The 21901-nt window shown below is 69.9% G+C and carries 22 protein-coding genes; 15 read left to right on the top strand and 7 right to left on the bottom strand.

The genetic code is table 11. From position 1 onward, the window contains the following. The first annotated feature begins 391 nt into the window (after positions 1-391). Complete coding sequence (aceE, locus tag ACNPQM_RS00965) at positions 392-3124, top strand: pyruvate dehydrogenase (acetyl-transferring), homodimeric type (protein WP_358858918.1); 2733 nt, start codon at positions 392-394, stop codon at positions 3122-3124. A 56-nt stretch (positions 3125-3180) separates the two neighbouring features. On the opposite strand, the gene ACNPQM_RS00970 is transcribed toward aceE, so the two are convergent. Continuing rightward, entirely contained in the window at positions 3181-3543 is a 363-nt protein-coding gene (locus tag ACNPQM_RS00970) for a peptidase inhibitor family I36 protein (protein WP_358858919.1), read from the bottom strand. A 175-nt stretch (positions 3544-3718) separates the two neighbouring features. After that, positions 3719-5329, bottom strand: a complete 1611-nt coding sequence (locus tag ACNPQM_RS00975; RefSeq protein ID WP_418082445.1) for an MFS transporter — start codon at positions 5327-5329, stop codon at positions 3719-3721. Positions 5330-5445: 116 nt separating this feature from the next. Here ACNPQM_RS00975 and ACNPQM_RS00980 point away from each other — a divergent pair, with 116 nt between their 5' ends. The 6 genes from ACNPQM_RS00980 (at position 5446) to ACNPQM_RS01005 (ending at position 12029) form a co-directional block, all read left to right on the top strand. Beyond that, positions 5446-6141 carry a TetR family transcriptional regulator gene (locus ACNPQM_RS00980; RefSeq protein WP_418082446.1) on the top strand — a complete coding sequence of 232 codons (696 nt, stop codon included), beginning with the start codon at positions 5446-5448 and terminating at the stop codon, positions 6139-6141. Between the two features lie 224 nt (positions 6142-6365). Continuing rightward, the gene (locus tag ACNPQM_RS00985) at positions 6366-7577 is read left to right on the top strand and encodes an alpha/beta hydrolase (protein ID WP_418082447.1); all 1212 of its coding nucleotides are present in this window, start codon (positions 6366-6368) and stop codon (positions 7575-7577) included. An 85-nt stretch (positions 7578-7662) separates the two neighbouring features. Next, a complete protein-coding gene (locus tag ACNPQM_RS00990) occupies positions 7663-8622 on the top strand; it encodes a DUF4429 domain-containing protein (protein ID WP_358858923.1) in 960 nt (319 codons plus the stop codon). Between the two features lie 123 nt (positions 8623-8745). Then, positions 8746-10077 (top strand): sensor histidine kinase, encoded by a 1332-nt coding sequence (locus ACNPQM_RS00995; RefSeq protein ID WP_418082448.1) that lies wholly within the window; start codon positions 8746-8748, stop codon positions 10075-10077. After that, positions 10074-10757 (top strand): response regulator, encoded by a 684-nt coding sequence (locus ACNPQM_RS01000; protein ID WP_418082449.1) that lies wholly within the window; start codon positions 10074-10076, stop codon positions 10755-10757. Before ACNPQM_RS00995 ends, ACNPQM_RS01000 begins: the two co-directional genes overlap by 4 nt. Before the next feature lie 219 nt (positions 10758-10976). Further along, a complete protein-coding gene (locus ACNPQM_RS01005; RefSeq protein ID WP_418082450.1) occupies positions 10977-12029 on the top strand; it encodes an alpha/beta hydrolase in 1053 nt (350 codons plus the stop codon). 34 nt (positions 12030-12063) lie between these two features. On the opposite strand, the gene ACNPQM_RS01010 is transcribed toward ACNPQM_RS01005, so the two are convergent. After that, positions 12064-13080: an aldo/keto reductase gene (locus ACNPQM_RS01010; protein ID WP_358858927.1), complete on the bottom strand. Its 1017-nt coding sequence runs from the start codon at positions 13078-13080 to the stop codon at positions 12064-12066. Further along, positions 13080-13541 carry a MerR family transcriptional regulator gene (locus ACNPQM_RS01015; protein WP_358858928.1) on the bottom strand — a complete coding sequence of 154 codons (462 nt, stop codon included), beginning with the start codon at positions 13539-13541 and terminating at the stop codon, positions 13080-13082. The genes ACNPQM_RS01010 and ACNPQM_RS01015 overlap by 1 nt, the downstream gene beginning before the upstream one ends. A 117-nt stretch (positions 13542-13658) precedes the next feature. On the opposite strand from ACNPQM_RS01015, the gene ACNPQM_RS01020 reads away from it, so the two are divergent. After that, entirely contained in the window at positions 13659-14480 is an 822-nt protein-coding gene (locus tag ACNPQM_RS01020) for a serine hydrolase domain-containing protein (protein WP_418082451.1), read from the top strand. Here the strand turns inward: ACNPQM_RS01020 and ACNPQM_RS01025 are convergent. Next, on the bottom strand, positions 14440-14925 hold the full coding sequence (locus ACNPQM_RS01025) for an ATP-binding protein (protein ID WP_418082452.1): 486 nt from the start codon (positions 14923-14925) through the stop codon (positions 14440-14442). The two genes, ACNPQM_RS01020 and ACNPQM_RS01025, sit on opposite strands and share 41 nt — an antisense overlap. A gap of 85 nt (positions 14926-15010) precedes the next feature. Between ACNPQM_RS01025 and ACNPQM_RS01030 the strand changes: the two genes are divergently transcribed. The 3 genes from ACNPQM_RS01030 to ACNPQM_RS01040 all read left to right on the top strand — a co-directional run bounded on the left by ACNPQM_RS01030 (position 15011) and on the right by ACNPQM_RS01040 (position 16713). After that, the gene (locus tag ACNPQM_RS01030; RefSeq protein ID WP_418082453.1) at positions 15011-15859 is read left to right on the top strand and encodes a helix-turn-helix domain-containing protein; all 849 of its coding nucleotides are present in this window, start codon (positions 15011-15013) and stop codon (positions 15857-15859) included. Continuing rightward, on the top strand, positions 15819-16013 hold the full coding sequence (locus ACNPQM_RS01035; protein ID WP_418082454.1) for a DUF397 domain-containing protein: 195 nt from the start codon (positions 15819-15821) through the stop codon (positions 16011-16013). Before ACNPQM_RS01030 ends, ACNPQM_RS01035 begins: the two co-directional genes overlap by 41 nt. A gap of 109 nt (positions 16014-16122) precedes the next feature. Beyond that, entirely contained in the window at positions 16123-16713 is a 591-nt protein-coding gene (locus ACNPQM_RS01040) for a GNAT family N-acetyltransferase (protein WP_418082455.1), read from the top strand. A gap of 33 nt (positions 16714-16746) precedes the next feature. Here ACNPQM_RS01040 and ACNPQM_RS01045 read toward each other — a convergent pair whose 3' ends face one another. Beyond that, positions 16747-17391 (bottom strand): dihydrofolate reductase family protein, encoded by a 645-nt coding sequence (locus ACNPQM_RS01045; RefSeq protein WP_418082456.1) that lies wholly within the window; start codon positions 17389-17391, stop codon positions 16747-16749. A gap of 132 nt (positions 17392-17523) precedes the next feature. After that, positions 17524-18180 carry a pirin family protein gene (locus ACNPQM_RS01050; RefSeq protein WP_418082457.1) on the bottom strand — a complete coding sequence of 219 codons (657 nt, stop codon included), beginning with the start codon at positions 18178-18180 and terminating at the stop codon, positions 17524-17526. Between the two features lie 141 nt (positions 18181-18321). Between ACNPQM_RS01050 and ACNPQM_RS01055 the strand changes: the two genes are divergently transcribed. The 4 genes from ACNPQM_RS01055 (at position 18322) to ACNPQM_RS01070 (ending at position 21852) form a co-directional block, all read left to right on the top strand. Then, positions 18322-19521 carry a PucR family transcriptional regulator gene (locus tag ACNPQM_RS01055; RefSeq protein WP_358858936.1) on the top strand — a complete coding sequence of 400 codons (1200 nt, stop codon included), beginning with the start codon at positions 18322-18324 and terminating at the stop codon, positions 19519-19521. An 89-nt stretch (positions 19522-19610) separates the two neighbouring features. Then, positions 19611-20525 (top strand): ACP S-malonyltransferase, encoded by a 915-nt coding sequence (locus tag ACNPQM_RS01060; protein WP_418082458.1) that lies wholly within the window; start codon positions 19611-19613, stop codon positions 20523-20525. Between the two features lie 13 nt (positions 20526-20538). Further along, a complete protein-coding gene (locus tag ACNPQM_RS01065) occupies positions 20539-21540 on the top strand; it encodes a ketoacyl-ACP synthase III (RefSeq protein WP_358858938.1) in 1002 nt (333 codons plus the stop codon). A gap of 63 nt (positions 21541-21603) precedes the next feature. Beyond that, positions 21604-21852 (top strand): acyl carrier protein, encoded by a 249-nt coding sequence (locus tag ACNPQM_RS01070; RefSeq protein WP_030925892.1) that lies wholly within the window; start codon positions 21604-21606, stop codon positions 21850-21852. The last annotated feature ends 49 nt before the right edge of the window (positions 21853-21901 follow it).

Here is a 21901-nt window from a genome sequence, read left to right on the forward strand (position 1 = left end):
GCAAGTACCCAGCGTGCGAGACCGCCTAAACGGTGACGTTCCCTGCCACGTCGCCGCACGATCGGCAGGTCCCTGACTGGGCTCCACACGGCCGTCCACACCCTTTACGTCCTTGCACAGCTTATGCCGTTTCAGTCCGCCAATCGGAGTCGAACAGCCTTTGGGAACGCTTGGACGGGTTGGGCGTATGGTTGCGTTTTGATCCAACCCGTCTGCCGGGCCGCCCTGGCACACCGGACATGATGCCTCCCCACCTGGCGGTTACCCCTCGGTAGAGGTGACGTACGCGCCGTCGCGGTACACGATGGTGCTGACGTACATGCATACATCCCGGGGGCATGCCTCCCGTAACCAGGCCCCGTAGAGCAGCACCGAACAGCGAAGGAACAGCGTGGCTTCCGGATCCGATCGCAACCCGATCATCATTGGCGGCCTTCCGAGCCAGGTCCCGGACTTCGATCCCGAGGAGACCCAGGAATGGCTCGACTCACTCGACGCCGCCGTCGACGAGCGCGGCCGTGAGCGGGCCCGCTACCTGATGCTCCGGCTCATCGAGCGCGCGCGAGAGAAGCGCGTCGCCGTGCCGGAGATGCGCAGTACGGACTACGTGAACACGATCGCCACGAAGGACGAGCCGTTCTTCCCCGGCGACGAGGAGATCGAGCGCAAGATCCTCAACGCGACCCGCTGGAACGCGGCCGTGATGGTGTCGCGCGCCCAGCGCCCGGGTATCGGCGTCGGCGGTCACATCGCCACGTTCGCCTCCTCCGCCTCGCTGTACGACGTGGGCTTCAACCACTTCTTCCGGGGCAAGGACGACGGTCTGGGCGGCGACCAGATCTTCTTCCAGGGGCACGCGTCCCCCGGTATCTACGCCCGCGCATTCCTGCTCGACCGGCTGAACGAGGCGCAGCTCGACGCCTTCCGCCAGGAGAAGTCGAAGGCGCCCAACGGACTGTCCAGCTACCCGCACCCGCGGCTGATGCCGGACTTCTGGGAGTTCCCGACCGTCTCGATGGGCCTCGGTCCGCTCGGCGCGATCTACCAGGCCCGGATGAACCGCTACATGGAGGCGCGCGGCATCGCCGACACCTCCCGGTCCCACGTCTGGGCCTACCTGGGCGACGGCGAGATGGACGAGCCCGAGTCGCTGGGCCAGCTCTCCATCGCCGCCCGTGAGGGCCTGGACAACCTGACCTTCGTGGTCAACTGCAACCTGCAGCGCCTCGACGGTCCGGTGCGCGGCAACGGCAAGATCATCCAGGAGCTGGAGTCGCAGTTCCGCGGCGCCGGCTGGAACGTCATCAAGCTGGTCTGGGACCGCTCCTGGGACCCGCTGCTGGCCCAGGACCGCACGGGCATCCTGGTCAACAAGCTGAACACCACGCCGGACGGCCAGTTCCAGACGTACGCCACCGAGTCGGGCGCGTACATCCGTCAGCACTTCTTCGGGGACGACCCGCGGCTGCGCGACATGGTCAAGGACATGACCGACGACCAGATCCTGCACCTGGGCCGAGGCGGTCACGACCACAGGAAGGTCTACGCGGCGTACGCGGCGGCCAAGGCCCACAAGGGCCAGCCGACGGTGATCCTCGCGCAGACGGTCAAGGGCTGGACCCTGGGTCCGAACTTCGAGGGCCGCAACGCGACCCACCAGATGAAGAAGCTCACAGTCGAGGACCTCAAGCGGTTCCGCGACCGGCTGCACATCCCGATCACGGACAAGCAGCTGGACGAGGGCTACCCGCCGTACTACCACCCGGGCCGCAACTCGGAAGAGATCCAGTACATGCACGACCGCCGCAAGAGTCTGGGCGGCTACGTCCCGACCCGTGTGGTGCGCGCGAAGCCGCTGGTCCTGCCCGAGGACAAGACGTACGCGACCGCGAAGAAGGGTACGGGTCAGCAGTCGATCGCCACGACCATGGCGTTCGTCCGCATCCTGAAGGACCTCATGCGGGACAAGGAGATCGGCAAGCGTTTCGTGCTGATCGCGCCCGATGAGTACCGCACCTTCGGCATGGACGCGTTCTTCCCGAGCGCGAAGATCTACAACCCGCTGGGTCAGCAGTACGAGGCAGTGGACCGCGATCTGCTGCTCGCGTACAAGGAGTCGCCGACCGGTCAGATGCTGCACGACGGCATCTCCGAGGCGGGCTGCACGGCGTCGCTGATCGCCGCGGGTTCGGCGTACGCCACGCACGGCGAGCCGCTGATCCCGGTGTACGTCTTCTACTCGATGTTCGGTTTCCAGCGCACCGGTGACCAGTTCTGGCAGATGGCCGACCAGCTCGCGCGCGGCTTCGTGCTGGGTGCGACCGCCGGCCGTACGACGCTGACCGGTGAGGGTCTGCAGCACGCGGACGGCCACTCGCAGCTGCTCGCCTCGACGAACCCGGGCTGTGTGGCGTACGACCCGGCGTTCGGGTACGAGATCGCGCACATCGTCAAGGACGGTCTGCGCAGGATGTACGGCGAGAACAGCGAGGACGTCTTCTACTACCTCACCGTCTACAACGAGCCGATCCAGCACCCGGCCGAGCCGGAGAACGTGGACGTCGAGGGCATCCTCAAGGGCATCTACCGCTTCAGGAGCGGCGAGAAGGGCATGATCCCGGCCCAGATCATGGCGTCCGGTGTGGCGGTCCCGTGGGCGCTCGAGGCGCAGCGGATCCTCGCCGACGAGTGGAACGTGAAGGCGGACGTCTGGTCGGCGACCTCCTGGAACGAGCTGCGCCGCGAGGCCGTCGAGGTGGAGCGGTACAACCTGCTGCACCCGGAGGAGGAGCAGCGTGTCCCGTACGTGACCCGGAAGCTCGCCGGCTCGGAGGGCCCGTTCGTGGCGGTCTCGGACTGGATGCGTTCGGTGCCGGACCAGATCGCGCGCTGGGTTCCCGGTGCGTACCAGTCGCTGGGGGCGGACGGCTTCGGCTTCGCCGACACGCGTGGCGCGGCCCGCCGGTACTTCCACATCGACGCGCAGTCGGTCGTCCTCGCGGTGCTCACCGAGCTCGCGAAGGAGGGACGGGTCGACCGTTCGCTGCTGAAGCAGGCGATCGACCGGTACGAGCTCCTGGACGTGACCGCGGCCGACCCGGGCGCGGCCGGCGGCGAAGCGTAGGCACGAACAGACAGATCCGAAGGGCGGCGGACCTCTTGGTCCGCCGCCCTTCGGCGTCAGTTCTCCCAGATCTTGAAGGCCCTGACCCGGTACGGGGACTGCGGCACCCAGGTGCCACCGCCCGGATAGGTCTCGAACTCGCCGGTCTCGGCGCACTCCGCCGACTGGTAGGTGGTGACGGGCCGGCCGGTGCGGTTGGCCAGCGCCTGGGCCTGGCCGGCCGGTGGCAGCGGGACACAGCTCTCGATGTCGATGGTGGACAGTTCGTGGACCTGCCGGGCGCCGGTGAAGTCCGGCTTCTCCCAGAGGCAGAGCTGACCGCTTCCGCAGGCTCCGAGGCGGGCGGGTGCGGTGCGGGCCGCGGCCTGCGGAATCAGGGCTGTGACAGCCAGGGCGGCGGCAAGAACGGTCGTACGCATGGACATCGACCCCCGTGGTGGTGCGCATCAGTTGCACACACCCTGACCTGCCCGTCTGCACCCTTGGAAGGGGCTGCGGAGCACACCACCCTGATAGGCGACAGCCCCGCCGGAACGTTCCGGCGGGGCTGTCGTACGCACTGTGTTGACGCCACGGGGGCGTCGCGGCGAGCGGTCAGATGTGACCCGCGCCCGCGCCCGCCTCGGCGTTCGCACCGCGCTTGGTGAGCGTGGCGACCAGCGCGGCGACCACCGCGACGATGCCGGCGACCATGAACGCCGTGCTCATGCCCGACACGAACGTGTCATGGGCGACGCCCGCGATCTGCGCCGCGACCTCCGGCGGAGTGTTGCCGGCCACCGGTGCCACGCCGACCTCGACGGCCGAGGACGCGGCGTCCAGCTGTTCCGGCGCGAGGGGCGGAAGCTTCGCGTCCGCCCAGTTGCCGGCCAGCTCCGAGTCGACCCGGGACGCCATGACCGCGCCCAGCACCGCCGTACCGAGGCTGCCGCCGACCTGCATCGCGGCCTGCTGAAGACCGCCCGCGACGCCGGAGAGCTCGATCGGAGCGTTGCCCACGATGACCTCGGTGGCGCCGACCATCACCGGGGCGAGGCCGAGGCCGAGCAGACCGAACCAGATGGACATGGTCAGGGTGCCGGTGCCGATCTCCAGCTGGGACATCCCGAACATGGCGACCGCCGTGCACACCATGCCGCCGACCAGCGGGACCCGCGGGCCGAACTTGGTGATCATGGCGCCGGCGAGCGGCGAGGCGACAATCATCATCCCGGTCAGCGGCAGCAGGTGCAGACCGCTGTCGACGGGGCTCAGACCGTGCACGTTCTGCAGGTAGAAGGTGACGAAGAAGAGTCCGCCCATGAAGGCGAACGCCATCAGCACCATCAGGACCACACCCGCGGACAGCGGCACCGAGCGGAACATCGCCAGCGGGATCAGTGGCTCCCTGACGTTCTTCTGGGAGGTGGCGAACACCACGAACAGGGCCACCGCCGCCCCCAGGAAGCCGAGCGTCTTGAAGTCGCCCCAGCCCCACTCCGCACCCTTGATGAGCGCCCAGATCAGGCAGAACATCGCCTGCGACAGCAGCACGATGCCGCCGATGTCGAAGGAGCGCGGCGCGTTCTCGGCGCGGTGGTCCTTGAGGATCACCACACCGAGCAGGAGCGCGATCACTCCGACCGGCACATTGATGAAGAAGACCGACTGCCAGCTGACGTGCTCGACGAGGACACCGCCGAGGATCGGTCCGCCCGCCGTCGAGGCGCCGATGACCATGCCCCAGATACCGATCGCCATGTTCAGCTTCTCGGCCGGGAAGGTGGCGCGCAGCAGGCCGAGCGCGGCCGGCATCAGCAGGGCGCCGAAGAGACCCTGCAGCACCCGGAACGCGATGACCAGGGCCACGCTGCTGGAGAAACCGATGGCTCCCGATGCCGCGGCGAAGCCCACGACACCGATCAGGAAGGTCTGGCGGTGGCCGAACCGGTCACCGAGCTTGCCCGCGGTGATCAGGGAGACCGCGAGCGCGAGCATGTAGCCGTTGGTGATCCACTGGACGTCGGCGAGCGAGGCCTTCAGGTCCTGCTGGATGGCGGGGTTGGCGATCGCGACGATCGTGCCGTCGAGCGCGACCATCATCACGCCGATGGCCACGGAGAAGAGCGTCAGCCAGGGGTGGCCGCGGAGCCCCTTGGCCGGGGCGGGAGCAGGAGCGCCCTGCGGCTCCCGCAACGGCTTTTCTGCGGTGGTCTGACTAGTCATGCGAGGGACACTAGTGTCAGCCGCTGACAGTTGACAAACCATTTCACTAGCCGGTAACTGTCACTTAGCTCACAGGTACCCTGAGCTGGCCAAAGAGACAGAAAGAGGACCGCTCAGTGACCGATGCCCGGCGCGCCGCAGAGCAACCGACCGGGCTGCGGGAACGCAAGAAGCGACACACCCGGGACGCCCTGCTGCATGCCGCCCTCGACCTCTTCACCACCCAGGGGTACGACGCGACCACCATCGACGAGATCGTCGACGCCGTCGAGGTCTCCCAGCGCACCTTCTTCCGCTATTTCGCCAGCAAGGAGGAGGCCGTCTTCTCCCTCCAGGAAATGATCGAATCGCATTTCCTCTCCGAGCTGCGTCAACGACCCGCAGCGGAAGCCCCTTTCGAGGCAATGCGCAGCGCGGTCCTGTGCACGTGGAACAGTATCGGCGAGGCGATCGAGGAGATCGTCACGGTCGAACTCCACATGCGTACGTACCGGATGATCGAGTCGACCCCTTGCCTGCTCGCGGCCCACCTGCGGCGCAGCTTCGACCTGGAGACCGAGATAGCCGAGGTGATCGCCGGGCGCGAGGGCCTCGACATGCTGACGGATCCGCGACCGCGGGTTGCCGTGGCCGCCTTCTCCGGGGTGATGCGGGTGACCGGGCAGCTGTGGGGGCAGGGGCGGGACACGAGCATGGAGTCGCTGCGCACGCTGACCGAGGACTATCTGGACCAACTGGCCCCGGCGCTCGCTGGGAACTGGCGTACGCCGGTCGAACCCGCGACCGCCACGCCCGCACCTTCCGCCGGATAGTTCCACCCCGGCCATGTGCCGAATGCCTCATCTCGGAACATGACGGACTTCACAACTGCCATACCACAACCGGCCCGTGCGGGACCGGAGCGGCGCGAAACCCGCCGGAGCGTACCGGGCACGCGCACGGAGCGTGAGGGAAATCCGCCCCAATTCCCTGCAAGCGAGTGATGTGTGTCACCCGGTTCACAGAGGTCGTCGCGCGTCTCCTAGTGTGGGCCGAAGTGACTTCCTTCGACTCCTCCCCCACGCTCACCGCATGGCGCGCACTGCTCGCCGTCGCGGTCGTGTTCGTGATGCTGGCGACCACCGGCTGGACAGCCGTACGTCACCAACCCTCCCGCGAGCCGCGCGACATCGCACTCGCCTCCTGGGCGCGGGGGCGGATAGCGGGTCACCCGCTGCCGGACGCCGATGCACCGCCGTACCGGCTGGCGCAGTTCTTCGCCACGCTCACCGCCGCGCAGCGGTCCGCGCTCGCCACCGGGTACCCGTTGGTCGTCGGCAATATGAACGGCGCCCCGGTCACCCTGCGCTACCGCGCCAACCGGAGGGCCCTGGTTCAGGCACGGGCGGTCGAGCGGCGGCGCATGCACGACGTCAGGCTCTCCCCTGACGGCCGCGCGGAGGCGCTGCGCCGGATGAATCGCTTCGGGTCGATGCTGGCCCACGGCCGGCATTTCCTGGCCTTCGACCCGTCCGGGAAGGGCCGCGCCGCCGAGGTGTTCGGTGACCTGGACAAGGCCGAGCGGATCTCGATGGTCGTGCCCGGTGTCGACACCAATCTGCTGACACTGGAGCGGACCGGGCCGAAGGTCGACGCCGCCCCCGTCGGCATGGCGAAGTCGCTGTACGCGGCGGAGCGCGCCGCCCGCCCCGGCACCCGGACCGCCGTCATCGCCTGGGCCGACTACACCGCGCCCGCCGGTATCGGTATGGACGCTGCCCTGGGGAACCTCGCCGCGCGCGGCGCGGTCCGGCTCAATGCGCTCGTCGGTGCGCTGCCCGGCACGGCAAAGGTCTCGCTGTTCTGTCACAGCTACGGGTCCGTGCTGTGCGGTGTCGCCGCGGAGGATCTGCCGTCCCGGGTCACCGACATCGCGGTCGCGGGCAGCCCCGGCATGCGGGTGGAGCACGCGGCGCAGCTGCACACATCGGCCGCCGTCTGGGCGATGCGGGACCGCAACGACTGGATCCAGGACGTACCGAACATGGAGGTCGGCGGGCTCGGCCACGGGGCCGATCCGGTGGACCGGGGCTTCGGCGCGCGTGTCGTCTCGGCGGGCGACGCCAACGGGCACAGCGGCTATTTCGTGCCGGGCACCGAGAGCCTTCGCAACTTCGCCGCCATCGGCGTGGGTGCCTACGGCTCGGTGACCTGTGCGAGCGCCGACAGCGCCTGCCACAAGGGAATTTCCGGCGCCGAAGGCGTGTGACGCGCGTAAACAGCTCTTGGGGAGCATGAATTGCGGCATACGCCGAGGGGGGACGTGCGGGCAAGTGCCGCATACGATGAGGCACATGGGTGATGTGCTGGCGGGAATTCATGCCACCTGGGAGTTCGACACCGACTCCGTGCTCATCCGCTTCGAACGGAGTATTCGCACGCCGAAGCTCTTCCAGAGCCTGCGTGAACGCCGCATTCCGCACGCGGCGTTGTCGTCGGTGACGCTGACTCCGGGCAAGCGGGGCACGGTGGTGCTGCATGCGGTGCCGAGGCCCGGTGCCGATCCCCTGCTCGAAGCTGCGGCAGGGCAGTTGAAGGACGGCTGCGATCCGTACCGGCTGGTGCTGCCCGCCGAACGCGGGACGCTCGCCGAGTACTACGCGGACGAGCTGCGCGCACTGCTCGGAGCGGACGCGGGGGAGCCCGCCGAACGTTTCATGGTCGCGGCCCCCGAGGCGCCGATGCAGTTCAAGGCGTACGACGGCCGGGCCGGCTTCGACGGGGACCGGATCTCCTTCCGCTGGTTCTGGACGGGTGCCTCCACAGCGAAGTGGAAGGCCGGCGACCAGACGTTTCCGGTCACCGAGCTGTGCGGGGTCGAGTGGCGGTCGCCCGAGGCGTTCGGCGGCTACCTGCGGCTGGTCCCGCGAGGCGCCGCGAGTGCGGTTTCCGTGGCGGACGTGGAAGCCGGTGCGGCCGCGGAGGACGGGGCGCCCGGTACGGACGCCGCGCCCGGTCCGCAGGCAATGACCCCGCGGCCCACCCAGGCCGATCAGGACCCCGCAGCGGTGATCTTCGGGCTCGGCTACGGCCCGGTGCACGAGTCGCTGCCGTTCGCCGCCGCCGTCCTGGAATCCGTACGCAGGAACCAGTCCGCCCCCGTGTCGGCGACCGCCGTCCTGGCGGGCGCGGGGCGTCGCGATCCGGCGGACATCGCCGAGCGGATCCGGCACCTCGGGGAACTCCACCGGGCGGGACTCGTGACGGACGACGAGTTCAGCGCGAAGAAGGCCCAGCTGCTCGCGGAGCTGTAGGCGTGCGGCGCCGGACGCCCGGCGTCCGGCACGCCGGTAGTACTCCCGTACGAGAAGTGCGGCGGTGGACCGGGACTCCGGTATGACGCCCTCGCGCCCGTCCATGCCTACGCTGATCGGGCCATGTCCTCTTCCCCGCCGCACGGGCCGCCCCCGCCGCCCGTCACCGACGGCCTGGCGAGCGCCGCCCGTCGCAATCTGCGCAAGCTCGCTCACAGGCTCGCGCACCCGTCCCACCCCGCAACGCCACTCTTCGCGGACGCACCGAAGCGGCGGCAGCGACTGCTGCCGTACGTGGTCGTCCTCGCCCTCGCCGCGATCTTCGTCCCGGTCACGATCACTGTCCTGACCGACCAGTACGAGGTGAACGGAGGTGTGGCGGGAGCCCTTGCCGTCGCGCAGGCCGCGCCCCTGCTGATGCTGGCCCACCGGCCGCTGCAGGCCTGGTGGATCATCTTCCCCGCCGACGTCCTGGGCGCGGTCGCTCTGCTCGGGTATCCGGTCCACAGGTACGACGTCTGGCCGTGGCCCCCGCCCACGCTGATCGGCTATCTCTTCCTGCTGCTCGCGCTGGCCCTGCGCGAGACCCGGCGGACCCTGATCTCGGTCTGGGTGGCGACGGGTGCGGCGAGCCTGCTCCTGCACCTGATCTCGCCGGACCGCAGCAACGGCAGCGCGCTGCTGCTCGTGATCCTCGGCGCGGTGGTCCTGGTGATCGGCGCGGCGCTGCGGGAACGGGGCGACGCGCAGCGGCGGCTCGTCGAGCAGGAGACCATCAGCGAGGCCGAGCGGGCGCAGCGGACGCTGCTGGAGGAGCGCACCCGGATCGCCCGTGAGCTGCACGACGTGGTCGCGCACCACATGTCCGTGATCACGGTCCAGGCCGATTCCGCGCCGTACCGGATCAGCGGGCTGCCCGAGGAGGCGCGCGAGGAGTTCGGGACGATCGCGGCGAGCGCGCGGGAGTCCCTGGCGGAGATGCGGAGGCTGCTGACGGTCCTGCGCAGCGACGGCACGGAGGGCGAGCGGGCACCGCAGCCGGGACTCGACCGGGTGCAGCAGCTGGTGGAGGCGACGGTGCGGACGGGGCTGCCGGCCGAGCTGTCGCTGGCCGCCGATCTGCCGGGCGTACCGCAGGCGGTGGATCTGTCGGCGTACCGGATCGTGCAGGAGGCTCTGGCGAACGTGGTCCGGCACGCGCCCGGCGCCCGGACCCGGGTGTCGGTCGCGTCCGACGGTGAGCACCTGACCGTGCTGGTGGTCAACGACCGGGCGGAGCAGCCCGGTTCGCCGCTGGAGACGACCGGGACCGGGCACGGCCTGGTCGGCATGCGGGAGCGCGTACGGTTGACGGGCGGCACGCTGGACACCGGGCCACTGCCCGACGGCGGCTTCCGGGTGGCCGCGCGGCTACCGCTCGCCCCCGTTCCGCCCCCGACCTCGGAGGACTCTTGACCATCCGCGTGATCATCGTCGACGACCAGGCCATGGTGCGGGCGGGGTTCGCGGCACTGCTCGCGGCACAGAGCGACATCGACGTGGTCGGTGAGGCGTCGGACGGGCGCCAGGGTGTCGATGTCAGCCGGAGGGTCCACCCGGACGTGGTCCTGATGGATGTCCGGATGCCCGAGATGGACGGCCTGGCGGCGGCCCGCGAGCTGCTGAACCCTCCGGCGGGGGTGGTGCACCTGCCCAAGGTGCTGATGCTCACCACGTTCGACGTGGACGACTACGTGTACGAGGCGCTGCGCGTCGGGGCGTCCGGTTTCCTGCTGAAGGACGCGCCGCCGACGGATCTGATCTCGGCGGTACGGGTGGTCGCGGCGGGTGAGGCGCTGCTGGCACCGTCCGTGACGCGGCGTCTGATCGCCGACTTCGCCCGGCAGGGACCGTCCGGAGCCACCCGGAGCGGTCAGGCACTGCGGCTGAACGGGCTGACTCCGCGCGAGACGGAGGTACTTGAGCTGATCGCGCGGGGGCTGTCCAACCGGGAGATCGCGGGGAAACTGATACTGGCCGAGCAGACGGTGAAGACGCATATCGGGCGGGTGCTGGCCAAGCTGAACCTGCGGGATCGCGCACAGGCGGTGATCTTCGCCTACGAGGCGGGGCTCGTGGTGCCGGGCGAGGGGTGAGGGTCCGTCACTTCAGATCCGCGAGGCAGTCCGCGAACCCGGCTGTCCGGACGAATGCGGCACCGTCGGGGCGGTGGTGGCCACCATGCCCTACCCGGGTATGACTCCGCACTTGGCCCCTTGGTGTGACGCGCCCCGACCCGCCCTCTCCCTACTTTCCTCCCCGTCGCGCCGGACGGCGCACGGGAGCCGGATCAGCCGGAGAGGGAGGACGACGGGATGCGCCGCTACGCGAGGACTCTGGTCGCGTTCGCACTGGCCACCACCGTGGCGGCAGGATCGGCCGGGTGGGCGTCCGGGAACGCCCAGCAGGCCCTCACCGGGCCGCCCCCGGGCACCGCGGCCTGGCGCGCGGATCATGCATTGGGGCGGGAGCTTCCCGACCCCGGGCGGAACACACCGGACGAAGTGGCCCGCTTCTTCAGGGGGTTGACCGCCGCGCAGCAACAGGCTCTGGTCGTAAGCCATCCGCTCGTCGTCGGCAATCTGGACGGCGTCCCCGTCGAGTTGCGCTACCAGGCCAACGCCCTTTCCTTGCAAGCCAGTCACGACCCCAGGTACGCCCGTCTCGCCGGATCCGCAGGGCAGCGCCGGCAGATCCTCGCGTTCGACCCGCGCGGACGCGGCCAGGTCGCCGAAGTCTTCGGCGACCTGCGCACCGCGCGCCATGTCGCGGTCGTGGTGCCGGGCTCGGACATCGACGCCGGGACCTTCGACCGTACGAACGATGTGTACGGCACTCCGGCCGGCATGGCGAAGGCGCTGTACGCCCGGACCGGGCCCGGCAGCGCCGTCGTCGCCTGGGCCGGGTACACCACCCCCGTGGGCCTCGGCATCGATGCCGCGACGGGCTGGCTCGCCGAGGCGGGGGCCGGCCGGCTGACCCGGTTCACGGACGGTCTCGCGGCCGACGGTGTGCCCGAGCCCGCCGTGTTCTGCCACAGCTACGGCTCTGTCGTGTGCGGGCTCGCCGCGTCCCGGCTGCGCGCCAAGGACCTGGTCGTCCTCGGTTCGCCCGGGATGCGCGCGGACGACGTCGCCGATCTGCACACCGACGCCCGGGTCTGGGCCGCGAAGGACGCCACGGACTGGATCGGCAACGTGCCGAACGTCGAGGTGGCAGGGCTCGGCCACGGCCCCGATCCGGCCGCCCCGGAGTTCGGCGCGCGCCGCGTCCCGGCCGACGACGCCCGCGGCCACACCGGCTACTTCGCCCCCGGCACGGACTCGCTGCGCGCCTTCGCCGCGATCACCGAGGGGAAGGCGCGGTGATCCCCGGAAGGTGCGGTGAGCCTCGGGCGGCCGGTTACTCGCGCGCCGCGGACGTCGTGCTCATGTCCGGGTACCGGTCCCCCGCCACCTGCCCCGCGATCGGCTCCAGCAGCGCCAGCTCCTCCCCGGTCAGCGTGAGCCGGGTGGCGGCCACGTTCTCCAGCAGCCGGCTGCTCTTGCGGGTGCCCGGGATCGGCACCACGGTCAGCCCGTGCACCTGGGCCCGCTGCTGCACCCAGGCGAGCGCCACCTGCGCGGCCGAAGCGCCGTGCGCCGCGGCGATCTTGTGGACGGGCTCCAGCAGGGCGGCGTTCGTCTTCGCATTGTCGCCGGTGAAGCGCGGCTGGTACTTGCGGAAGTCGCCCTCCGACAGTTCCTTCGCCGCGTCCGTGAACGCGCCGGTCAGAAAACCCCGGCCGAGCGGAGAGTACGGCACGAAGGTCACCCCGAGCTCCACGGCGACGGGCACGGCACTGCGCTCGACGTCCCGGCTGAAGAGCGACCACTCCGACTGGAGGGCGGCGATCGGATGCACGGCGTACGCCTCGCGCAGCTCCGCGCCGGTGACCTCGCTCAGCCCGAGCTGCTTGACCTTGCCCTGCTCGACCAGCTCGGCCATCGCACCGACGGACTCGGCCAGCGGGACGGCGGGGTCGCGGCGGTGCATGTAGTACAGGTCGATGACGTCCGTGTTCAGTCGGCGCAGGCTGTCCTCGACGGCCTGCCGGATGTACGCGGGGTCGTTGCGCACGGCCCGGTACTGCGGGTCGTCGGCCTTCCGCTCGATGGCGAACTTCGTGGCGAGGGTGATCTCGTCCCGGTGCGCTCCGACAAACGGGGCGAGGAACGTCTCGTTGGCGCCGCTGCCGTAGATGTCGGCGGTGTCGAAGAGGGTGACTCCCGCCTCCAGCGCCGTCTCCAGCGTCTCGCGTGCCGCCGCCTCGTCGGTGTCCCCGTAGAACTCGCTCATGCCCATGCAGCCGAGTCCCTGCACGCCGACCCGCGGGCCGCCGTCGCCGAGCTCCACCGTGGCGATCTTGTTGTCAGTCATCAGGCACAAGGCCTTTCCGGCGCCCGTCGGGCACTCGCATAGAAGTCGATCTTGTGGTCGAGGACGGCGAGGGTGTCCTGGAGCTCCGCGATCCGCGTTTTCACGTCGCGGCGGGTCGCCTCCAGTAGCTCCTGCCGTTCATCGAAGGTGTGCTCGCCCTCGCGCAGCAGCTCCGCGTACCGCACCATGTCGGCGACCGGCATGCCGGTCAGCCGCAGCTTGCCGACGAAGGCCAGCCAGTCCAGGTCACGGTTGGTGAAGCGGCGCTGGCCGGTGTGCGACCGGTCGACGTGCGGCATCAGCCCGATCCGCTCGTACCAGCGCAGAGTGTGCGCGGTGAGCCCGGTGATGGCGGCGACCTCACTGATGGTGTAGCGGTCCTGCCCCTCGGGGCGCGGATGCGCCCTGGGTGCCGATGCGCTTGCGTCCGCCTTTGCGGAGGTGCTTTCCATCACCGTCATGACCTCCACGCTAGAACCTTGGAGTGCACTCTAAGCAAGCGCAAACGGGGTCGGGTTTCGGCGGCGGTCGGGCCACCCCCTCCGAGCAGTGCAGGACGGCCCTTTAGGCTCGTACACATGCAAAACCTGGCGATGATCGACAACTGGCCCGTCCCCACCGCGGCGGCGGCCGTCGTACGAGCGGACGGAACCGTCGTCGGTACGCACGGCCCGACCGCGCACCGTTTCCCGCTCGCCTCGGTCACCAAGCCGATCGCGGCCTATGCGGCACTCGTGGCGTACGAGGAAGGCGCGGTCGAGCTCGACGAACCGGCCGGGCCCGAGGGGTCCACCGTCCGGCATCTGCTCGCACACACCAGCGGGCTCGCCTTCGACGAGCACCGGGCGACGGCCGCGCCGGGCACCCGGCGGCTGTACTCCAACGCGGGCATCGAGGTGCTCGGCGACCACATCGCCAAGGCCACCGACATCCCGTTCCCGGAGTACATACGCCAGGCGGTGCTGGAGCCGCTGGGGATGACCGCGACCACGGTGGACGGCTCGCCCGCCAAGGACGGTGTCTCGACCGTCGACGACCTCGTGCGGTTCGCGGCGGAAATACAGGCGCCGCGGCTGCTCGACCCGCGTACGGTGCTGGCCGCGCAGACCGTCGTACACCCCGGCCTGAAGGGCGTGCTGCCGGGCTACGGCCACCAGAACCCCAACGACTGGGGGCTCGGCTTCGAGATCCGGGACCACAAGTCGCCGCACTGGACCGGCAGTTCCTCGTCACCCGCGACTTTCGGGCACTTCGGCCAGTCCGGCACGTTCCTGTGGATCGACCCGGTAGCGGGTGCGGCCTGCGTCGCGCTGACCGACCGGGCCTTCGGGTCGTGGGCGGTGGAGGTGTGGCCGCCGTTCACGGACGCGGTGCTCGCGGAGCTCGGCTCCCGCCACTGAGAAACGTCATCCGTCGGCCGCTTTTCGTGGCCAGGCACTCGAACCACACCGTCTTGCCGGTCCCGTCGCGGCGCGCCTCCACGCCCCACCCGTCGGTGACGGCGTCGACCAGGATCAGCCCTCTCCCGCCCTCATCGAGCGCGTCGCCCTCGACCGCACGAGGCAGTTCCGGACAGTCGTCAGCGACCTCGACGCGCACACCCCTGGCCGGGAGCAGGAAGATGAGCGTCTGGCAGCGGCGGCCAGGGACATGCCGTACGACATTGGCGATCAGTTCGGTGAGCGCCAACTCCGCAGCGTCGGCGACGTCGAGAAGCCCCCAGCGGGTCAGGTAGAGGCGCAGGATGCGGCGCAGATGCCTGGCTGAGTGCTCACCGATCGCGAAGTCGGCGCGGTAGGTCGCCTCCAGCAGATCGTCGGCCTGCGGATCAATTACATGATTCATGTCACCAGAGTGCAGCGACGTGGTTACGCTCGGCTACGTACCGAAACGAACGCCGTGAGGCGTTGAACGCCGGAGGTGCCCCGCTGTGGCCAACGTCCAATCGCTCGACCCCAGCGCCTCCCCGTTGGACTATTACGGCTGGGAGCTGCGCCGCCAGAGAGAGGCCAACAACCTCAAACAGGGCCAGCTCGGCGACATCATCTTCTGCACGGGTTCCCTGATCGGCCAGGTCGAGACGACGAAGAAGGTGCCCACCCGCGACTTCTCCGAGCGGCTGGACGCGGCACTCGGCACGGACGGGGTGTTCTCGCGGCTGATCGGCCTGGTCCTGCGCAGCCAGCTGCCGACCTGGTTCCAGCCGCACGCCGAAATGGAGTCACGCGCCGCGTACATCTCCACGTACCAGGCGCAGTTGGTGTACGGGCTGTTACAGACGGAGGAGTACGCGCGGGCAGTGCTGGCGACCGGTATGCCGGACGACCTCGAAGGTCTGGTGGCGGCTCGCATGGAGCGCCAGCGCATCCTGGAGCGGGAACGGCCGCCGCTCGCCTGGGTCGTCCTTGATGAGGCCGTGCTGCACCGGCCGATCGGAGGTCGGGAGGTCATGCGGAAGCAACTCCAGCGCTTGTTGGACTTCGCCGACCACCGCTGGATGCAGATCCAGGTGCTGTCCTTCGCAGCCGGTGAACACGCCAGTCTCGACGGCTCGTTCACCACGATGCGCTTCGACGACGATCCCGACATCGTCTACACGGAGGACATCGTCTCCGGCCATATGACGGCCAACCCCGACACGGTCAAGGAGGCCACGCTCCGTTACGCTCGCTTGCAGGCCGCCGCCCTCTCTGTCGAGGACTCGGCGGCTCTGATCACCCGCGTGATGGAGGAGCGTTATGGAGACCGGTCCCGAACTGAAGAACGTGCGGTGGCGTAAGTCCAGTTACAGCGGAAGCACCGGCGGCGAATGCATCGAGGTGGCCGACGGCCTCCCCTGCGCCGTACCCGTCCGCGACAGCAAGAACCCGGACGGGCCCGTCCTTACTCTCGGCGCCGCCGCCTGGCAGAGCTTCGTCGACGGGCTCCGCTGACCTCACCCGAAGCCCTCCGCCGAAGGGGCTCGGGACGGATGTGCATGCACACGCCCGGGGGGCGACGGGTCCTCGTCCGAGGCCGGGGGAACCGCTACCCTCCTCGGCCATGGCCGACATAGTCCGCGCCGCCGCCTCCGACGTACCGGCGCTCGCTTCCGTACTCGCCAGCGCCTATGCCGAGGACCCCGTCTGGTCCTGGCTGATGCCGCACGACCGGGACCGGCGGCTGCGGCTGCTGTTCACCGCGCATCTGGCTCAGCAGGTCCCGGCGGGCCGAGTGTGGACCGACCCGGACCGCACGGTGGCGGCGGTGTGGGCGGAGCCCGGGAAGTGGAAGCTCCCGGTGAGCTATCTGCTGCGCAACGCGGGCACGCTCCTGCGGGCGGGGCGGGCCCAACTTCCCCGGACCGGAATGCGGTTGCTCGCACTGGAGCACCGCCACCCGGCCGACCCCGCGCACTGGTACGTCGAGTACATCGGCACCCACGCGGACGCGCGCGGCACCGGGCGCGGGTCGCAGGTGCTCGGCGGGCTGCTGAAGCAGGCGGACGCGGACAGGAGCCCGGTGTTCCTGGAGTCGAGCAACCGCCGCAATCTGACCTTCTACCGGCGGCACGGCTTCGTCGTGCAGGAGGAGATGACGTTCCGGGCCGGGCCACCGATGTGGTCGATGTGGCGGCGGGGCGCGGACCGGTAGCGCCCCGCCGACCTCTCCGAGTGGCCCCTCGTGTCACTTCCGCCAGAACAGGTGGTGCGCCACACCGCTCGGGCTGGGGACGACCTCCAGGTGGTACCGGTCGAGCAGCTCGTCGGGTGACTCCCAGAGCCGCAGTCCGGATCCGAGCTTCACCGGCGAGACCACCACATGCAGGGTGTCGATGAGACCGGCGTCGAGGAACTGCCGGACGGTGGTGACTCCGCCGCCGAGTCGGACGTCCTTGCCCTCGGCTGCCTCCCGCGCCTGTTGGAGGACCGCGGCCGGATCCCCGTCGACGAAGTGGAACGTGGTGTCGGACAGCGTGAACGAAGGACGCCCGTGGTGGGTCATGACGAACACCGGGGTGCGGAACGGGGGCTCGTCGCCCCACCAGCCGCGCCACTCGTGGTCCTGCCAGGGACCGCGCTGGGGCCCGAACTTGTTGCGGCCCATGATCTCGGCGCCGATGTTGCGTGCGTAGTCGCGCGTGAAGTAGTCGTCGAGGCCCCGGCTCCCTCCGGGGTCTGTGCGCATGGGCCAGCTCGCCGTGGCGCCGGCCCAGGCGAACAGCTTCTCGGGGTTGACGTGGCCGAACGGACTCTCGAAGCTCTGGTCCTCACCGGCCCCGACTCCGTCACTTGAGACATTGAAGTTCTGGACTCTCAGTAGCTGAGCCATGCGTTCCTCCCGTTTCTTCGGCAACAATTTCGGCAACAATTTCGGCAACAGTGATGAGACTCCTCGAGCCGGGAAAACTCATCGCCACGTCCGTGACCGACCGGATTTCGGGCTGCCCGTGGTCCTGCCGGTTCAGGCCGCCATCTCCCAGATCAGCACCTCGGCCGGCTCGACCGCCATCAGCTCCAGCCCCTCCTCCCTGGTGATCCGCGCCGCGTCGCCGGGTGCCAGTTCCTCGTCGCCGATCCGCACGCCCCCGGCGACCACATGGACGTACACCCGCGCCGCGTCCGGCACCGCCGTGCGCTCGCCCTCGGCGAGTCTGCGCACGTGCAGCAGGGCGCCTGCCGCCGGGAGGGCGTACGGGGTGGAGTCGGCGATGCCGGGAACGATCGTGTAGGAGGGTTCGCCGCCCGGGGAGAGCGGGGCCAGCCAGATTTGAAGGAACGTCAGCGGAACGTCTCCGTCGTTGCGCTCGACGTGGCGCACCCCGGCCGCGGCGCTGAGGTGCTGGAGATCCCCGGCCCGCACGACGGTCGCATGACCGGCCGAATCGCAGTGGGTCAGCTCGCCCTCGACGACCCAGGTGACGATCTCCGTATGGCTGTGCGGGTGCTCGTCGAAGCCCGCGCCGGGGGCGAGCCGCTCCTCGTTGCAGGCCAGGACCGCGCCGAAGCGGAGGTTGTCCGGATCATAGAAGGCGCCGAACGAGAAGGCGTGCAGGGACTCGATGCCGGCGGCCTCGTCCCCACCCGTGAAGCGGTCGTCGGAGCGCTGAACGGATATCACCCGCCCACGGTAGCCCGGCGCGGCGGTCCCGCCACCACCCTCGCCGCTACTCGGCAGTACCACCCGCGACAGCACCCGACGTACGACCCGCGGTGGCCCCGGCCCACCGTACCCGCGGCCCGATAAGGCAATCTTGTCTCCGTGCCCCGACCCGATCCTGAGCAGCCTGCTGCGAATGACGCCCACCTGCATGCCGCGACACTGAAGCGGCTGGAGCAGTCCTCCGGCCGGCTGGCCGCGAACGCGATCGCCCGCATGGACGAGTCGCTGCCCTGGTACCGGGCGATGCCACCGGAGAACCGGTCATGGATCGGCCTGGTGGCCCAGGCCGGAATCGCGGCCTTCACCGAGTGGTTCCGGCACCCGGAGACGCCGCAGGCCATCTCCACCGATGTGTTCGGCACTGCTCCGCGCGAGCTGACCAGAGCGATCACACTGCGCCAGACCGTCGAGATGGTGCGCACGACGATCGAGGTCATGGAGGCCGCGATCGAGGAGGTCGCCGCGCCCGGCGACGAGTCGCTGCTGCGCGAGGCGCTGCTCGTCTACGCGCGGGAGATCGCCTTCGCGACGGCCCAGGTGTACGCGCAGGCGGCCGAGGCGCGCGGCGCCTGGGACGCCCGGCTGGAATCGCTCGTGGTGAACGCGGTGCTGTCCGGGGAGGCCGACGAGGGCGCCGTCTCCCGGGCCGCCGCGCTCGGCTGGAACTCCCCCGAGCATGTGTGCGTGATCCTCGGTACGGCCCCCGACGGCGACAGCGAACTGACTGTCGAGGCGATCCGGCGCGCCGCCCGCCACGCCAAACTCCAGGTCCTCACCGGAGTGCTCGGCAGCCGTCTGGTCGTCATCGCGGGCGGCAGCGACAACCCGCTGCACGTCGCGAAGGCGCTGATCGGCCCGTACGCGGCCGGCCCGGTCGTCGCCGGGCCCGTGGTGCCCGACCTGCTGGCGGCCACCCGGTCCGCCCAGGCCGCCGCCGCCGGGCTCAAGGCGTGCGGTGCCTGGCAGGACGCACCGCGGCCGGTTCTGGCGGATGACCTGCTGCCGGAGCGCGCCATTGCGGGCGACCCCGCCGCGCGCGACCAGTTGGTGGAGGAGATCTACAGACCGCTGGAGGAAGCGGGCTCGGCGCTGCTGGAGACACTGAGCGTGTACCTGGAGCAGGCGAGCAGCCTGGAAGGCGCGGCCCGGATGCTGTTCGTGCACCCCAACACCGTGCGCTACCGGCTTCGACGTGTGACAGACGTCACCGGATGGTCACCCTCCGATGTCCGCTCGGCGTTCACGCTGCGAATCGCCCTGATTCTGGGGCGCCTGGCCGACAGGGATACCCCGTCCTAAACTTTTGTCGGACATCAACAATTCCCCCTACGGTTCTTCGTCCCTGTCCCCACGGGCGTTCAGGACCGTTCACAAGAGAGAGTGTGAGGGTGCTCGTACTCGTCGCTCCCGGCCAAGGCGCTCAGACGCCCGGCTTCCTGACTCCCTGGCTCGACCTCCCCGGTGCCTCCGACCGCGTCGCGGCCTGGTCCGACGCCATCGGGCTCGACCTCGCCCACTACGGCACGAAGGCCGACGCGGACGAGATCCGCGACACCGCGGTGGCTCAGCCGCTGCTGGTCGCCGCGGGCCTGCTGTCCGCCGCCGCACTGAGCGCGTCGCCCGATGTTGTCGCAGGTCACAGCGTTGGTGAGATCACCGCGGCGGCGCTCGCCGGTGTCCTCGACGAGGAGGCCGCGCTCCGTCTCGTACGCACCCGCGGGCTCGCCATGGCGGACGCCGCAGCAGTCACGGAGACCGGCATGGCGGCGCTGCTCGGCGGCGACCCCGACGTGACGGTCCCTCACCTGGAGATGCTCGGGCTGACCCCGGCGAACGTCAACGGGGGCGGCCAGATCGTCGCCGCCGGCACCGCCGCACAGATCGCCGCGCTGACCAAGGACATGCCCGAGGGCGTACGCCGCGTGGTGCCCCTCAAGGTCGCCGGTGCCTTCCACACGCACCACATGGCTCCCGCGGTCGACCGGCTCCGCGAGGCCGCCGCGGCACTGACGGTCTCCGAGCCGACTGTGACATATGTCTCGAACGCCGACGGAAAGCCGGTCGCCACCGGCGCCGAGGTCATCTCGCGGCTGGTCGGCCAGGTCGCCAACCCGGTCCGCTGGGACCTGTGCATGGAGACGTTCAAGGAGCTGGGAGTCACGACGCTCATCGAGGCCTGCCCGGGTGGAACCCTGACCGGTCTCGCCAAGCGGGCACTGCCCGGGGTGCGGACCCTCGCGCTCAAGACCCCCGACGACCTCGACGCGGCCCGCGCGCTCCTCGCTGAGCACGCAGACGCCTAAGGAGCCCGAGAGCATGTCGAAGATCAAGCCCAGTCAGGGCGCCCCGTACGCACGGATCGTGGGTGTCGGCGGCTACCGCCCGACCCGTGTCGTGCCCAACGAGGTGATCCTCGAAACGATCGACTCGTCGGACGAGTGGATCCGCTCCCGCTCCGGCATCGCCACCCGCCACTGGGCCTCCGAGGAGGAGACCGTGGCCGCGATGTCCGTGGCAGCGTCCGGCAAGGCCATCGCGGATGCCGGCATCATGCCGGAGCAGATCGGCGCCGTCGTCGTCTCCACCGTCTCGCACTTCAAGCAGACGCCCGCCATCGCGACCGAGATCGCCCACAAGATCGGTGCGGGCAAGCCCGCCGCGTTCGACATCTCCGCCGGCTGCGCCGGGTTCGGCTACGGTCTGACCCTCGCCAAGGGCATGATCGTCGAGGGTTCGGCGGAGTACGTCCTCGTCATCGGCGTGGAGCGGCTCAGCGACCTCACCGACCTGCACGACCGCGCGACGGCGTTCCTGTTCGGCGACGGTGCCGGCGCGGTCGTCGTCGGCCCCTCCAAGGTCCCCGCCATAGGCCCGACGGTCTGGGGCTCCGAGGGCGACAAGTCCGAGACGATCAAGCAGACCGTGGCGTGGGACGAGTTCCACGCCGAGCGCCCGGAGAAGTTCCCGGCCATCACGCAGGAGGGTCAGGCGGTCTTCCGCTGGGCCGTCTTCGAGATGGCGAAGGTCGCCCAGCAGGCGCTGGACGCGGCCGGGATCGCTCCGGAAGACCTGGACGTCTTCATCCCGCACCAGGCCAACATGCGGATCATCGACTCGATGGTGAAGACCCTGAAGCTGCCGGAGAACGTCACGGTCGCCCGTGATGTGGAGACCACCGGCAACACCTCCGCCGCCTCGATTCCGCTCGCTATGGAGCGGCTTCTGGCGACCGGTCAGGCGAAGAGCGGCGACACCGCGCTCGTCATCGGCTTCGGGGCGGGTCTCGTCTACGCCGCGACGGTCGTTACTCTCCCCTAGGCACACCGGACCTTCCGGCCCGGACGTCCGTACCCTGCAGAAACACATCGAAGGAGCGCCAACATGGCCGCCACCCAGGAAGAGATCGTCAACGGTCTCGCCGAGATCGTCAACGAGATCGCCGGTATCCCGGTCGAGGACGTCCAGCTGGACAAGTCCTTCACCGACGACCTGGACGTCGACTCGCTGTCCATGGTCGAGGTCGTCGTCGCCGCCGAAGAGCGCTTCGACGTCAAGATCCCGGACGAGGACGTCAAGAACCTCAAGACGGTCGGCGACGCTGCCGACTACATCCTGAAGCACCAGGCCTGATCCAGCCGGCTCGTGTGTCGCCACCCGGCGGTGGCGCCGCTGATTCACG

It is taken from the genome of Streptomyces sp. NPDC056231 (assembly GCF_048270745.1).
Lineage (GTDB): Bacteria > Actinomycetota > Actinomycetes > Streptomycetales > Streptomycetaceae > Streptomyces.